General features: G+C 41.7%; 16 protein-coding genes. 9 read left to right on the top strand and 7 right to left on the bottom strand.

Going from position 1 to position 14,011, the window contains the following annotated elements; translation table 11 throughout:
• Positions 1–14: 14 nt before the first annotated feature.
• Positions 15–953: a response regulator gene (locus tag ACHEVO_RS03775; protein ID WP_394123972.1), complete on the top strand. Its 939-nt coding sequence runs from the start codon at positions 15–17 to the stop codon at positions 951–953.
• 188 nt (positions 954–1,141) lie between these two features.
• On the opposite strand, the gene ACHEVO_RS03770 is transcribed toward ACHEVO_RS03775, so the two are convergent.
• Positions 1,142–1,522, bottom strand: coding sequence for a LysR substrate-binding domain-containing protein (locus tag ACHEVO_RS03770; protein ID WP_394123971.1), 381 nt, complete (start codon positions 1,520–1,522; stop codon positions 1,142–1,144).
• Positions 1,523–1,904: 382 nt separating this feature from the next.
• Between ACHEVO_RS03770 and ACHEVO_RS03765 the strand changes: the two genes are divergently transcribed.
• The 3 genes from ACHEVO_RS03765 (at position 1,905) to ACHEVO_RS03755 (ending at position 4,365) form a co-directional block, all read left to right on the top strand.
• Complete coding sequence (locus ACHEVO_RS03765; protein WP_394123970.1) at positions 1,905–2,768, top strand: SDR family NAD(P)-dependent oxidoreductase; 864 nt, start codon at positions 1,905–1,907, stop codon at positions 2,766–2,768.
• Positions 2,769–2,910: 142 nt separating this feature from the next.
• Positions 2,911–3,960 (top strand): zinc-binding alcohol dehydrogenase family protein, encoded by a 1,050-nt coding sequence (locus ACHEVO_RS03760; protein WP_394124383.1) that lies wholly within the window; start codon positions 2,911–2,913, stop codon positions 3,958–3,960.
• Between the two features lie 99 nt (positions 3,961–4,059).
• Positions 4,060–4,365 (top strand): putative quinol monooxygenase, encoded by a 306-nt coding sequence (locus ACHEVO_RS03755; protein ID WP_394123969.1) that lies wholly within the window; start codon positions 4,060–4,062, stop codon positions 4,363–4,365.
• A 166-nt stretch (positions 4,366–4,531) separates the two neighbouring features.
• Here the strand turns inward: ACHEVO_RS03755 and ACHEVO_RS03750 are convergent, their stop codons facing one another.
• Positions 4,532–4,744: a zinc-binding dehydrogenase gene (locus ACHEVO_RS03750; RefSeq protein ID WP_394124382.1), complete on the bottom strand. Its 213-nt coding sequence runs from the start codon at positions 4,742–4,744 to the stop codon at positions 4,532–4,534.
• Positions 4,745–4,778: 34 nt separating this feature from the next.
• Complete coding sequence (locus ACHEVO_RS03745; RefSeq protein ID WP_394123968.1) at positions 4,779–5,252, bottom strand: winged helix-turn-helix transcriptional regulator; 474 nt, start codon at positions 5,250–5,252, stop codon at positions 4,779–4,781.
• 102 nt (positions 5,253–5,354) lie between these two features.
• On the opposite strand from ACHEVO_RS03745, the gene ACHEVO_RS03740 reads away from it, so the two are divergent.
• The gene (locus tag ACHEVO_RS03740) at positions 5,355–6,083 is read left to right on the top strand and encodes an SDR family oxidoreductase (RefSeq protein WP_394123967.1); all 729 of its coding nucleotides are present in this window, start codon (positions 5,355–5,357) and stop codon (positions 6,081–6,083) included.
• 63 nt (positions 6,084–6,146) lie between these two features.
• Positions 6,147–6,734, top strand: coding sequence for a 2-hydroxychromene-2-carboxylate isomerase (locus ACHEVO_RS03735; RefSeq protein WP_298810790.1), 588 nt, complete (start codon positions 6,147–6,149; stop codon positions 6,732–6,734).
• Positions 6,735–6,905: 171 nt separating this feature from the next.
• On the opposite strand, the gene ACHEVO_RS03730 is transcribed toward ACHEVO_RS03735, so the two are convergent.
• On the bottom strand, positions 6,906–7,652 hold the full coding sequence (locus tag ACHEVO_RS03730) for a carbon-nitrogen hydrolase family protein (RefSeq protein WP_394123966.1): 747 nt from the start codon (positions 7,650–7,652) through the stop codon (positions 6,906–6,908).
• 121 nt (positions 7,653–7,773) lie between these two features.
• Positions 7,774–8,664: a LysR family transcriptional regulator gene (locus ACHEVO_RS03725; RefSeq protein ID WP_394123965.1), complete on the bottom strand. Its 891-nt coding sequence runs from the start codon at positions 8,662–8,664 to the stop codon at positions 7,774–7,776.
• A 131-nt stretch (positions 8,665–8,795) separates the two neighbouring features.
• Between ACHEVO_RS03725 and ACHEVO_RS03720 the strand changes: the two genes are divergently transcribed.
• Positions 8,796–9,665: a DMT family transporter gene (locus ACHEVO_RS03720; RefSeq protein WP_379544322.1), complete on the top strand. Its 870-nt coding sequence runs from the start codon at positions 8,796–8,798 to the stop codon at positions 9,663–9,665.
• Between the two features lie 195 nt (positions 9,666–9,860).
• Positions 9,861–11,213 carry a dimethylsulfonioproprionate lyase DddP gene (gene dddP, locus ACHEVO_RS03715; RefSeq protein ID WP_394124381.1) on the top strand — a complete coding sequence of 451 codons (1,353 nt, stop codon included), beginning with the start codon at positions 9,861–9,863 and terminating at the stop codon, positions 11,211–11,213.
• A gap of 88 nt (positions 11,214–11,301) precedes the next feature.
• Here dddP and ACHEVO_RS03710 read toward each other — a convergent pair whose 3' ends face one another.
• Together ACHEVO_RS03710 and ACHEVO_RS03705 are read right to left on the bottom strand one after the other, a co-directional pair.
• On the bottom strand, positions 11,302–11,916 hold the full coding sequence (locus tag ACHEVO_RS03710) for a GNAT family N-acetyltransferase (protein WP_394123964.1): 615 nt from the start codon (positions 11,914–11,916) through the stop codon (positions 11,302–11,304).
• Between the two features lie 133 nt (positions 11,917–12,049).
• Positions 12,050–12,925, bottom strand: coding sequence for an MBL fold metallo-hydrolase (locus ACHEVO_RS03705; protein ID WP_394123963.1), 876 nt, complete (start codon positions 12,923–12,925; stop codon positions 12,050–12,052).
• 147 nt (positions 12,926–13,072) lie between these two features.
• Here ACHEVO_RS03705 and ACHEVO_RS03700 point away from each other — a divergent pair, with 147 nt between their 5' ends.
• Entirely contained in the window at positions 13,073–13,966 is an 894-nt protein-coding gene (locus tag ACHEVO_RS03700) for a LysR family transcriptional regulator (protein WP_298810777.1), read from the top strand.
• The last annotated feature ends 45 nt before the right edge of the window (positions 13,967–14,011 follow it).

Raw genomic sequence — 14,011 nt, 5'->3', positions numbered from 1 at the left:
TTAAAGAGAGCCTCATGCAAAAACCAAAAATTGCCTTTATCGATGATGAACCACGCATTTTACGCAGTTTAAAAATGCACTTTCGACAGTCACACGATGTGTTTATCACCACCGATGCCATTGAGCTGATGGAATATATCAGCGCGAATGAGGTACAAGTGGTCGTCAGCGATCAACGCATGCCAGACAAGCAAGGTACAGAAGTGTTGCGTGATATCAAGTCGGCATCCCCGAACACTATTCGTATCTTATTGACGGGGTATGCAGATCTGAATGCGGTGATTGATTCTGTGAATGAAGGCGAGATTTATCGCTATATCACAAAGCCTTGGCAAAATGATGAACTCAAAAAAACCATTAATAAAGCCACAGAGATTGCTCAGAAAACCCAAGAAATCACCCAAAATGCCACTGAAAATCATGATATTCAAAACCGTATTCATGCCAGAACTGATAGCAAGCGTAGTATATTGGTGTTAGATGATGATGAGAGTGTTTATCAGCAAATAAAAAGTCATTTTAAGAGTGCTTATACCGTGAGCTGGGCAAGCAATATTGAGCAGGCTGCAAGCTTATTACAAAAAAAACGCTTTGGCGTCACTATTACGGATTCGACGCTCAATAAAGAAAATATCACTCCCATTGTTTATGCGCTAAAAAATATTCAGCCTGATCTGATGGTGCTCATGTTGACCGAGTTCAAAGATGCACATATGGTGATTGATTTGATTAATAAAGGTCAGGTATATCGCTGCCTACCACGACCGACCAATTTTTCTATGATGAGTATCAGTCTTGATCGCGCGTTTGATCATCACGAAAGATTGGTACAGCAGCCGATATTGGCAGCTCGCCATCATGTTGAAGCAGTGCCGGAATCAGAGACGTTGAACTTTTCTGACAAGATAAACCGTTTTTTTGCCAAATTTAGAGGTTGGCGCATTGGAAGGTGACGTCAATCCAACATAAAAGTGATACATATGATTATCATCTTGCTAGTAGGTTTTACTATGTGCTGATGGTTATAAGTTTTCTCATTGGCTGCTCGCAAGCATAACAGAGGCTGCACAATATTTATCCCAGTAGAACCGTATGCTCTTTAAGAGGAGTCGACTGTATTTTGTTTAAGGTCGAACGCTATTCAAGCCAAAACATTTTGCACGCAGTCGATTAAATATTCCTTTACGGCATTGAACAGTGGGTCAATCAATCGTCGTTCAGGACAGATCAAATATAGTGGGTAGGGGGCAACTTGCCAACCCCCTAGTTTAATTTCAATGTGCCGTCCTTCTTTGATATCAGAACTAATGTCCAAACGAGATTCTAGTGCAACACCATGTCTCATTATTGTCCAACGCCTGACCACGTCACCATCTTTTGCCCGATACAGCGACGCTCGTTTGTTTGCCCAAGCCTTCAAACGTCCATTGGCTAAAATATTTGTCATTGTGTCCAGACACAGCCGATTGTGTTCAGCCAATGCTGGCAGTGTCTTAGGTTCACCACACTTCTCTAAGTACATAGGCATTGTCTAAGATGCCCAGTGCATCCTTACAGTGCTGTAAAAACTGCTCACCCTTGTTAGTAAGGCGGAGCTTGCGCGTCAAGCGGATGAACAATTTGTCCTATTGAGATACGCTAATGGAGGACAGGCCCTCGTTTGAGAAACATCAGACTAAACAGGACGGTTGTATTGTCTCAAATATAACAAGCAACCGCTTAGATATCGATCTAAATAACCCCTTAAAAACAACCTACTTTCAAAATTATATTGAAAGTGTTTTAGGTGATGACTACTGTTTGAAGCACAACACTTTCATTACAATGAGCGCTATCACGATGGATAAAATAGAACAGGTATCCAAAACTGAAAAAATAATTCAAACAAATAATAAGGACGGTTTATGACTCTGAATACCACTAAAACAATTTTAATTACTGGCAGCACAGATGGCATTGGCAAATTGGCAGCGTTAAAACTGGCAGAAGCTGGACACCAAGTGTACTTGCATGGCCGCGATGCTGACAAACTTGCTAGCGTCATTGCAGAAGTTCAAGCAGTCGCGACAGGCGTAGCAGTAGATAATATTGATGGGTTTGTGGCTGATTTTTCTGATTTAACGGATGTGCTAAAGATGGCAGCAGACGTCAATGAAAAACTGCCCAAGCTTGATGTGCTCATAAATAACGCAGGGATTTATACCACGGCATCAGCAATGACTAAAGACGGTTTGGATGTACGTTTCGTAGTCAATTACCTAGCGCCTTATGAGCTGACCAATGCTTTATTACCTTTGCTCAAGCAGTCTGATAAAGCGCGTATCGTGAACTTAAGCTCAGCTGCGCAAGCGTCAATATCTTATCAAGCACTTGCAGGCCAGACCCGCCTCGATGATAAGGATGCTTATGCCCAAAGTAAGCTAGCACTCACGATGTGGAGTATGGCATTAGCTGACACCGTCGCTAGCAACGATATCAATGTCATTGCCGTCAATCCAGGCTCGCTGCTGAACACAAAAATGGCCAACGAAGCGTATGGTCAGCATTGGTCATCAGCAGCCAAGGGCGCAAATATCCTAACGGAGTTGGCCATCTCGGATGAGTTCGCTGATGATACTGGTAAATACTTTGATAACGATATAACAGATGGCGCACATGGCGATGCGAGAGGGGCGTTTGGTCGACCACATGCTGATGCTCTAAACCAAGCAGCCATTGCAGAGCTTGAGCAGCAGACTCAGACAGTATTGCAGTCAATTTTTGCATAAGATGCATAAGATTTATATTTTGCGGCATCAATAAATTTCGAAAAATTAAACCATTACTAACTATATTTTCAAATAACTATATTTTCAAATTTTATTATTAAAAACTTTCTCATTAAAAACAGGACACAATATTATGCAAACTATCAAAGCCATTGGTTATCAAAGCAATCTACCTATCGATAATGAACAGTCGCTACAAGACATTACCCTTGATAAGCCAATTGCTTCAGGCCGCGATATTCTTGTAGAAGTGAAAGCCATATCAGTCAATCCAGTAGATTACAAAATCCGTGAAGGGCGTCCTGCCGCAGAGGGTGAGTATGCTGTTATTGGTTGGGATGCTGCTGGTACTGTGACGGCTGTCGGTGAAGATGTCAGCTTATTCTCAGTAGGCGACAACGTTTATTATGCTGGAGATTTGACCCGTTCAGGCAGCAATGCTGAATATCAGTTGGTCGATGAGCGTATCGTTGGACACATGCCAGCCTCTTTGTCTTTCGCTGAGGCAGCGGCATTACCACTCACGACGATTACAGCTTGGGAGATGTTATTTGACCGTTTACAAGTGCCTGTCTCTGATAGCGCAGCGAATGATAGCGGTAGTAGCGAGAATGCTAATAACGTCTCAGTATTGGTCATTGGCGCAGCGGGCGGCGTTGGATCTATTCTAACTCAGTTATTAAAGACAAGAACGTCTGCCACGATTATTGGTACGGCTTCGAGAGATGAGAGCGTGCAGTGGCTCAAAGATTTGGGTGCTGATCATGTCATCAATCACCGCAGCCCATTGTCTGATGAACTACAAAAAACAGGTATTGCTGAAGTAGACTACGTGGTGAGTCTCAATAATACTGAAGATCATTATGAAGAAATCATTAAATGCTTAAAGCCGCAGGGTAAGCTTGGACTGATTGATGATCCAAAATCACTAGATGCCAACCCTCTTAAAACCAAAAGCTTAAGCCTGCATTGGGAATTTATGTTTGCACGCTCAATGTTCAATACGCCAGACATGATTGAACAACATCATTTATTAAATGCAGTGGCAAAATTGATTGATGCAGGCGAGATCAAAACCACAGTTGCGCACAATCTTGGGGCTATCACCGCTGAACACCTACGTAGTGCGCATCAAATGCTAGAAAAACAGCAAGCGCATGGCAAGATTGTATTAGAAGGCTGGTCTGCATAACGCATAACGCCATTTAGATTAATAGGTCCAATGTGACGTTTTTAGCAGACACGTTGGACCTATTTAAATCAATGATAATAATAAACATAGGATAAATAGATGAGCACGCAAGCAAACAAACCACTTACCATCGTCGCCACTATCAAAGCCAAACCTGAGCACGTTGAACAAGTCAAAACTGAGCTGCTTAAACTGACAGCAGCATCACAAGATGATCAAGGTTGTATCCAATATGACTTGCATCAAGAAAATGCAAATAGTTACGGTTTCGTGGTTTATGAGATTTGGGAAAACAACGAGTGTCTTCAGCAACATGTACAAAGCCCGCATTTCCAAAACTATGTACAAGTAACAGATGGGATGGTCGATGAATTTGTCGTTACTGAAATGACAGTTATCTCATAGATTTGATCTATATTCTGCTACTAACAATAAAATGAATGGTTGACAGTCATGACTGATAAGATTGACTTTCATGCTTCAAAATAGTAGCTATTGATTTAGATATAAATGGCTTTGAATAAAATATTCAAAGCCATTTATATGCTATTTATTTGCTATTGAACGATGATTATTCTTGAGCAACGTTCAAAACGATTTTACCGACATGTTTCTTTTCTAAGAAAACCTCTTGAGCAGTATGTATCTCTTTTAATGGAAAGGTACACGCAACGATTGGATTTATTTTACGTTGTTCGATACAGTTAACGAGGTTTTGGAATACTTCAGGCTGTAGTACGGTACAACCGTAAAAGGTTAAGTCTTTTAAATAAAGTGTTCTGATATCTAGCTCCAGTTATTCATAAACCGCTACTAAGTTAAATACTTACTTCATCATTACCGATCCATTTGGGTCCTATCTCAACCTCAATATCACGTGCGGTAACGGCTTCAGCGCACTCGGAGCATACTGTCACCGGATGCATAATGTGACCACATGCCTTGTGTCTATGCAACAGCGGTGCCCCGCGTTCATCAGCCATGTGTTTATCACCCCAACTGACCAACGCCAGTACGACCGAGTGCAAATCTAATCCACACTTGGTCAGTCTATATTCCTCACGTAGCGGCCGCTGCTGATAGGCGACTTTTTTTAAAATATCGTATTCAACCAATTTACGAAGACGGTTAGATAGGACATGACGTGTAATGCCCAAGCGTTGCTCAAATACGTCGAATCGTCTGACTCCCAAAAAACAATCACGTAAAATCATGAGCGTCCAACGATCACCAATGACTGCTAAAGTGCGAGCTACCGAGCAAGACTGTTGGTCCAGTTCATCCCAACGCATAGGTTATCTCCTTTATCTTTAAGATATAGGTTAGCTTGACAGGGTCCAAAAATAAAGCTATGTTTTTGTTAGTTCTAAAAAGGAACCTATAAGGAAATAGACATGAACAGAGCACCCGTAGCAGTTGTAATCGGCGCAGGCGATGCCACTGGCAGTGCTGTTGCCAAACGTTTTGCGCGAGAAGGTTTTACTTTGTGCGTGACCAGAAGGACTGTTGAGAAGCTAGAGGCATTAGTCAGTGATATCGAAGCGGTTGGAGGAGTGGTCAAGCCATTCGGTTGTGATGCACGTGTCGAGCAAGAGATGGTTGAGCTGTTTGCTCATATTGAAAAGGACATTGGCCCGATTGAAGTGGTGGTGTTTAACATCGGGGCAAACGTTCATTTCTCCATCTTAGATACGACAGAGAGGGTCTATCGAAAAGTGTGGGAGATGGGTACCTTGGCTGGATTTTTGACAGGTAGAGAAGCGGCAAAAGTCATGATTCCACGTGAGAGGGGGACAATTATTTTTACGGGTGCAACAGCGTCTTTACGCGGTAGTAAAGGTTTTTCGGCTTTTGCTAGCGCTAAGTTTGCTCTGCGGGCACTGGCACAAAGCATGGCGCGAGAGTTGGGGCCAAAGGGCATCCATGTCGCACACCCTATCATTGACGGTGCTATTGATACTGATTTTATTCGTGACAACTTTCCTGAGCGCTATGAGCTAAAAGACCAAGACGGTATTTTAAATCCAGAACATATCGCTGAGCAGTATTGGCAGTTGCACTGTCAGCCAAGAGATAGCTGGACGCATGAGCTGGATTTACGCCCATGGATGGAAACTTTTTGATCTTATCTAATTAGTAACCGTCAAATTTTAATGGATTTTTAATATATTGCAAGGAATGCAAAGATGAATAAACAAGTAGAGTTTTTCTTTGATGTGGGCAGCCCAGCCAGTTATTTGGCATGGACACAGTTAGCGAGTATCGCGCAGCGTCACAATGCCGAGGTCGTTTGGCGACCTATGTTACTTGGCGCAGTGTTCCAAGCCGTTGGTAACACCTCACCAGCTGCCGTACCTGCTAAAGGCGCTTATATGCTCAAAGACCTTAAGCGTTTTTCAGCCATCTATGACGTGCCTTTTCGCTTCAATCCATTTTTCCCAGTCAATACGATGCAGCTTATGCGCGGTGTTACCGCTTATTTGGGGACACCTAAATTTGAGAGTTATTTATCCGCTGTCTTTAATGGGCTATGGGCTGAAAAGTTAAATATGGAATCACCAGAAGTCGTGGCTGAAGTTCTGTCGAAAGTAGGCATTGAGGCGACTGATTTTATGGCGCGTATTAGTGAGCCTGAGGTCAAGGCGCGTTTAAAATCTAGTACCGAAGAAGCAGTAGCACGAGGCATATTTGGGGCACCAAGTTTCTTCGTAAATGATGAAATGTACTTTGGTCAAGACCGGTTGAGCTTTGTTGAAGATGCTTTGAGAGACTGAGAATAGTAAGTCATAGGATATATAGATTGCGCTGTACTAGCTCAACGATAATCCATCGGCTCTCAAGCCACCAGACATCAGCCGCGATACGTAACGGTGATTTTTCTTCACTGTGGTTTCTCTAGAAAACAACCTTGCCACTCAGTTTAATGACTAAGCTCTATGGTGACATTAAGACAAGTCTATATATTGATAGTTTTGCTTAGACTGCTCTAGTTCCTCTAAATCTATATCTACTGTTACTATATCTGGCGACGAACCAAGTTTTTTGATGATTCGTCCCGTAGGAGAGACCACCAGACTCTCTCCTACAAACTGACCGCCATGACCGACGCCCACACCGTTGCAAGTAATCACAAAACATTGGTTTTCAATGGCACGCGCTTGAGTCAATACATAGTGGGTATTTGCATAGGGAGACATATTGCCGTTTGGCATAAATATGATCTGTGCGCCTTTTTTTGCCAGTGCTCTTGAGCCTTCTGGAAACTCTAGCTCAAAACAAATCTGAGCACCACAAACCATATCATTAATGCTAACCACTGATAAGTCTTCTCCGCTTGTAAATACCCCAACATCATCAAGCCAAAGTTTTGACTTTCGGTGTTTATGAATGATTTTGCCGTTTTTTATAAAAGAACATGCGTTATAGAAAAGTTGATCCTGTTTGTCAATATGTCCAATAATGATGGTTGAATCTGTATTTTTGCTTGCTTTCAATATGCTGTGAAAGTGCTCTGTTGATTGATGATACAACGCTTCAATATTGTCTAGCGTCGGAAAGCCAGTCAAAGCAAGTTCTGGAAAAATCATAAAGCCATCACAAACTTGATGATCATGGATTGATTTTAATATCGCAGCAGCATTTACTGATACTTGATAATCGGTAATATCCATTTGATTGAGGATTATTTGCATAGGTCTTGCTCTTTATCGTAGGGGGTTGATACTTTCACAGTGTTTATGGTCGCAATTATAGGTAATACTCGTTAATGATGGTCTTTAGAAACACTTATTTAAAATGCTATTTAAAACACTTTTAAAGACATTGTGACTCTAACCAACGACTCAATTTAATGATGTCTGGTTGATTTGACTTTAAGTCATTATAAAAGAAATAGAAACTGTCGCCAGTGAGTAATTCATGCATTGGGATTTTGACAAGATTTTGCTGATGTGTTTGTTCTAGCATCATATAGTTGTCTGTAAGCGTAATACCTAAGTTATAACGTGCAGCCTGTGCGGCAAGCAGTACATGGCTAAATTGATTAATCTTTACCTCGCTTGGCATCTCAAACCCGCCTGCTTTACACCATTTTAGCCAATCATTAGCCGTACCTTCACTTTTTCCAGCATATTTTACGGACAGTATAGGGTGTTGCCATAACGCCTCAGGCAATGGCTGATCCTTTATTTCTGCCCAAAGCTTTTGGCCACAGACGGGAAATAGCTTCTCAGCGAATAAAAGCTTGCTGACTACGTTGCGTTTTGGTGGATTGACGGTAATAAAGCAATCCGAACATTGCTCATTATAGTCGTCTTGGTCTGTCACCATATTTAAGGTCAGCTCAATCTCTGGGTGCTGTTCGCGGAAGTTTTCTAACCGAGGAATCAACCAATTGACAGCCACTGAACTATACAGCGCTAGGCGAATATGGCCAGGCTTATCATGGCGAATGGCCTGACTGGTATTGGATAGAGTAGTCAGCGATTGATTCACCTCTGTGAAATAGCGAGCACCTATATCTGTTAAAGAAAGTGTCCGACCCTGCCTATAAAACAACGCTTCTCCAAGATATTCTTCAAGCGTTCGAACCTGATGACTCACAGCACTTTGCGTTACATTGAGGCTTTCTGCTGCCTTGGAAAAACTATTAAGCCTTGCTACAGATTCAAAGCATTGTATGGCACGTAATGGGGGGAGTTTCATTATGAGTTCAACTAATACTAAACGTTTTTATATCATTATACGTCATGAGTATACGCGAATATACTATTTATCTGACCATTAGATTAAATGGCTTAATTTAAAATTTTATGTATTTTGAGATAGGTATAAGCATGATAATGCCGAAGATGAGTGTTGGATTTGCAATGATACTGTTGGTTGCAGGAAACATGATTGCAGTCCTTTCAGATGCGCTGATAAAAGAGTTGCCAGATGGTGCAGCGGTCTATCAGTTTGTGCTATTGCGTCAGCTAACAGCTGTCTTGATGCTACTACCGTTTTGTTTATTTAACCAAAAAGCCAAGCTACTTAGTAACGTAAAATGGCATTTTGTACGTGGGCATATTTGGTTGTTTGGCGCGGTATTCATGGTGTTGTCTATCCAAGCGCTACCGCTAGCCACGGTCAATGCGATTTTTTATACTGCACCTTTACTGATGTTGCCGTTAGGGTTTCTGTTTTATAAAGACAGACTCACAGCACCAAGCATCATTGTGGCAATACTAGGCTTCATAGGTATTCTTGTCGTGGTAAAACCAACACAAATTAATATGGGTGCTATATTTGCGCTGATCGTGGCCTTAACCATGGCGACAAACAACCTACTAGTGCGTAAATTGCCTTCGAATCACACCGTTGCTCAGACCTTGTTTTTGACCAATTTAGTCGGAATACCGTTGGGGCTTGGTTTGGCTATTTGGGAACATGCTCCTTTGAGTTGGTACGCGCTATGGATAGCAGCAGGCTCAAATTTGTTTATTTTGATCTATGCGGGTATCTGCGTACTGGTCTACCGAGCGGTTGAAGCACATAAAATATCTAGTGCAGAATATACGGGTCTGTTAGGAGCAGTGGTTATCGGCATCGTATGGTTTGATGAAATACCTGATATCAGTCTTTTAATAGGTTCGGCTCTTATTGTCTTACCTTTAATTTGGCTCGCCACGCTTGAGTCTATTAAATATAAAAGAACAGCCTTATAGCGTTTTGAAACATAGAGAGCGGAGAAAGAAAGCGTCATAATATTAGCATGACTTTATGTCATGAATTCGTGTGTTTAAATCGTTTTTTCATACTCATTTTTTGTGGCAAATTACTATAGATACAACCATTCAGGCAAGGCTCTAGTCTTCAATGGAGCTCTTGTTTGTTGAAGTTATTACTATGAGGTAGGCCAAATAATCAGCAATATAACCACATTCTCAGTCACATCTTCAAATCGAAAAATCGACCCTTCACGGCGTCGAGGTGGCACGTTTAAAGCTGATGGCTCTCTGAACGACAATGACCGTGTCGAGATAGGTCCAACAGATCTTGCTTTCAATGAGTGGGCTGAGCTAGGGCTGACACCTCCTAACCTTACACGAATGCGCGAATACCGCCTCCAAAGAATCGTAAAAGAACTACAGAAAAGAGATCTTGGCGGCATCTTATTGTTTGATCCTCTTAATATTCGATATGCGACTGACTCCACAAATATGCAGGTATGGGTGACCCACAATCACTCTAGAGCCTGTTTTGTATCTGCATCAGGACATCTTATTTTATGGGATTTTCACAATTGTGAGCACTTATCAGCACACCTTCCTTTGATCAAAGAGGTCAGAGGAGGCGCTTCTTTTTTCTACTTTGAAACCGGTGATAGAACTGACGAACATGCCTCTAGGTTTGCTTCAGAAATTCAATCTATTTTACGGGAGCATGCTGGAGACAATAAAAGATTGGCTATCGATAAAATTGAAATTGCTGGTTTCAATAAGATAAAACAGTTAGGAATCGATGTTTTTGATGGTCAGGAAGTGATGGAGTTTGCTCGATCTATTAAGAACGAAGATGAAATTAATGCCATGCGATGTTCAATTGCCTCAACAGAGGTTGCGATGAAGTGCATGCAAGAAGCAACAGTACCCGGTATCACTGAGAATGACATATGGTCTATTCTTCATGCGGAAAATATTCGTCGAGGTGGTGAGTGGATAGAATGTCGAATTCTTTCTTCAGGGCCTAGAACCAATCCTTGGTTTCAGGAAAGTGGCCCTAGAATTGTGAAGGAGGGTGAGTTACTTGCATTCGATACAGATTTGATTGGCCCTTATGGAATGTGTGCAGACTTGTCTCGAACTTGGATGATTGGGGAGTGCTTGCCAAGTGCAGAGCAAAAGCATCTCTATCAGGTAGCTTATGAACATATCCAACACAACATGACTATATTAAAACCAGGAATGACATTTGAAGAGGTGACAAAATCTGGTTTAGTACTTCCTGAAGAATATAGAGCGCAAAGATATGGTGTGATGATGCATGGCGTTGGTCTTTGTGATGAATACCCGTCTATTCGTTACCCCGAAGACCTTGAATGCCATGGCTATAGTGGTGTGCTGGAGCCGGGTATGGCCCTCTGCGTTGAAGCGTATGTAGGTCGAGTTGGTGGTAAAAATGGTGTCAAACTTGAAGATCAAATCATTATTACAGACACTGGGTTTGAAAACCTTACTAACTATCCATTCGAAGCCGCTTTATTGGCTAGTTAAAGATAGTTTATTGGTTTTATGAATATTGTCTCAGAGCTTTTGGATTATGCTTGTTTGAATATCATTGATGGTCATCTATACAAGCTTGTTAAGATAAAGATTTGACATAGGTATAGTGCATTATCTGCGGGTTTAGATGGTTGGGGTGCTCATCAACACGTTGATAGCCATTATTATCGTAGTACTGATAAGTGCACAGGGTGTCTGTATGTAGTGCATACGTGTCTGCACCCTGTGCCACGAGATAAGCCTCAAATGCTTGAATCAACGTCGCTCCAATACGGTGACGACGATAGTCTGGATTTACACAGAAGAACTGTAGCTCGCTATCAAAATCGACTTCTTTTCGTTTCGCACCAGCCGTTTCTTTTTTCTGTAAATCACTTAATACCTGTCGACCTTGATCAGATAGACCCAGCTTGTGTTCTATCTGATCAATAATAGGCTTATCATCGAATGGTAATGCCTTGTATGAATCTTCTTTAGTAAAACCTATAACCACACCACAAATAATGTCATCATATTCTGCAACTTGTATAAAAGTAGCACGATAACAGTCTTTCGCAAGAAATAGGGTAGCCAGTTGCTTTAGAACCTGCTTATCTGTAGCAGTAGTAAATACACTCAAATTCATATTGACGACAAAGAGGTCGACAATGGCTGTAAAGTCTTCAGGCATAGCACGACGATACTGTATTGTCATTAGTTACTCTCATCTATCATTAAAAGTGCTAGCGTATGCTGATTGATCAAGCATTCATACGCCAGCATTTTGACACTCGTATTTCGCTAACAGACTTAGCAAAATATAATACTTTTTATCTAATAGTCCGTATTTACCACTTCATTTCACCTGTATTTACTTTACTGCCTATTTGTAAACTAGTATCCCCAGATAACGCGGGATAAGCTACTTCCATGGTAGAAATCACTTTTTCTGATTTCTTGGAGTCTTGCTTTTTTGCCTCATCCAGTGCTTTCTCAAAGGTTTTTAGATAACTGAGGGTAAAATCAACAGCATAGTCTTTTTTGAGTAGGTTGCCTGAATAGTGACCTGGTATCACAAGGTTTGGCTTTAATTGCTTCATGTGTTCCAATGATTGCATCCACTCGCTACGAGCTTCTTTAGTTTGGGTATCAGCAGTCCACACATGCATACCTGATGTTACTGACACACCGCCGAAAACGGTTTTTGACTCTGGTACCCACATATATGCTTGATGGGTTCCCATCTCTTTGATTTCGATTTTGTGACCTTCTAAGGTCAATGTGGACTGATCAAGTGTCTGCGGTACTGTGATCTTGGTAGGCGCATGTTTACCAAGGATTGGGCCCCAATGCTTTAATTTTGCATCTTTAGTCGCCTCAATGTGTTCAATAATAGAAGGGCTAGACATAACCTTCACATCAGGGAAGGCTTTGACTAAAGGCTGAAGACCGAAATAGTAATCTGGATCGCCTGCCGTGATATAAATCATTTTTAGGTCTTTATTGCTTTTTTTGATCATATCAACCAATGCTTCACCATCTTTAACACTAAACTGTGCATCGAACAAAATAGCATCTTTCTCGCCACTTGCCAGCACAGAGGTCACTGGGAAAATAGCATTTTGATCTGGTTTATATGCTTGCAGTTGTAGATCGGCTGCGTTTACTTGGGTTGCGAGCAGTAGCACACTGGCCGCCATAGAAGCTGTCATTAATTTTTTCATAATTCACCTATATTTTCGTTTGAGTAAATAGACCGCGTTAATAGCGGTATTCGTTGTTAATGGCTATTCTATTCGATTGTATTTCGTTTAAATACGCTATAATTCGGCATTTACTATTTCAGTTTTCGCGCAAATAAGGATGAAGAGATGGATAGACTGACCGCGTTGCAGGTGTTTGTTACGATCGTTGAACAAGGTAGCTTGAGCCGTGCCGCGGACAATTTAGACATGTCTAGAGCTAAGGTAACGCGTTATCTGACAGAGCTTGAGAGCTGGATGGATATGCGCTTATTGCATCGCACAACTCGAAGTTTGAGCCTCACTGCACCTGGTGAGCAGACTCTTGAGGTGGCGTACCAGTTGCTTGGATTGACTGACTCGTTGGATCAGATACGCAATCAAAATACTTTGGAGCTAAAAGGTCAGCTGCGAATCACTGCCAGCTTTTCGCTGATTGATAGCCTTTTGATGGATGTGGTTGGTCGCTTTGTTTCTCACTGGCCTCAAACAGCAATTGATATTCTTACCACTGATGATTCAGTCAATTTAGTTGATGCCCGTATTGACTTGGCGATTCGTATCACCAATGACTTGGAGCCAAATGTCGTTGCCAGACGTATCGGTGAGTGCCACTCTATCGTATGCGCTGCACCTGAGTATTTACAAAGTCGTGGCAGACCTACAGATGTACAGTCGCTTGTACATCACAACTGTCTATCGTTTGCGTATTTTGGACGGTCGGCATGGGTGTTTGACGGGCCAAATGGTCCAGAGTCTGTTCCTATCTCTGGCAACATCAGCGCCAATATCTCTGAAGTCTTGCTCTCTGCCACGTTGCGTGGACATGGGATCAGCTTACAGCCATCTGGCGCAGTCAAATCTTTGATTGCATCTGGACAACTTATTGAGTTATTGCCTGAATGGAAACCCAAAACTTTAGGTGTTTATGTAGTTTATGCCAATCGAAAGCAGGTGACACCACTACAAAGAAAGTTTATTGATTTTCTTGCCGAAGAAATAAAGCGTTCGCCTTATTGGTAGCAAGAAACTCATAAGCCAATAGGTATTTGTTACTACTATGATTAA

This window comes from Psychrobacter nivimaris (genome assembly GCF_043419765.1).
Taxonomy (GTDB): domain Bacteria; phylum Pseudomonadota; class Gammaproteobacteria; order Pseudomonadales; family Moraxellaceae; genus Psychrobacter.
Note: the sequence above shows the minus strand (reverse complement) of the source record. Positions and strands in the feature narration are given on the sequence as shown.

Excerpts from the sequence above, each read along its gene's own strand:
- ACHEVO_RS03775 (WP_394123972.1), top strand. The coding sequence starts at position 15 with ATGCAAAAACCAAAAATTGCCTTTATCGATGATGAACCACGCATTTTA.
- ACHEVO_RS03770 (WP_394123971.1), bottom strand. The coding sequence starts at position 1,522 with ATGTACTTAGAGAAGTGTGGTGAACCTAAGACACTGCCAGCATTGGCT.
- ACHEVO_RS03765 (WP_394123970.1), top strand. The coding sequence starts at position 1,905 with ATGACTCTGAATACCACTAAAACAATTTTAATTACTGGCAGCACAGAT.
- ACHEVO_RS03755 (WP_394123969.1), top strand. The coding sequence starts at position 4,060 with ATGAGCACGCAAGCAAACAAACCACTTACCATCGTCGCCACTATCAAA.
- ACHEVO_RS03745 (WP_394123968.1), bottom strand. The coding sequence starts at position 5,252 with ATGCGTTGGGATGAACTGGACCAACAGTCTTGCTCGGTAGCTCGCACT.
- ACHEVO_RS03740 (WP_394123967.1), top strand. The coding sequence starts at position 5,355 with ATGAACAGAGCACCCGTAGCAGTTGTAATCGGCGCAGGCGATGCCACT.
- ACHEVO_RS03735 (WP_298810790.1), top strand. The coding sequence starts at position 6,147 with ATGAATAAACAAGTAGAGTTTTTCTTTGATGTGGGCAGCCCAGCCAGT.
- ACHEVO_RS03730 (WP_394123966.1), bottom strand. The coding sequence starts at position 7,652 with ATGCAAATAATCCTCAATCAAATGGATATTACCGATTATCAAGTATCA.
- ACHEVO_RS03725 (WP_394123965.1), bottom strand. The coding sequence starts at position 8,664 with ATGAAACTCCCCCCATTACGTGCCATACAATGCTTTGAATCTGTAGCA.
- ACHEVO_RS03720 (WP_379544322.1), top strand. The coding sequence starts at position 8,796 with ATGATAATGCCGAAGATGAGTGTTGGATTTGCAATGATACTGTTGGTT.
- ACHEVO_RS03710 (WP_394123964.1), bottom strand. The coding sequence starts at position 11,916 with ATGACAATACAGTATCGTCGTGCTATGCCTGAAGACTTTACAGCCATT.
- ACHEVO_RS03705 (WP_394123963.1), bottom strand. The coding sequence starts at position 12,925 with ATGAAAAAATTAATGACAGCTTCTATGGCGGCCAGTGTGCTACTGCTC.
- ACHEVO_RS03700 (WP_298810777.1), top strand. The coding sequence starts at position 13,073 with ATGGATAGACTGACCGCGTTGCAGGTGTTTGTTACGATCGTTGAACAA.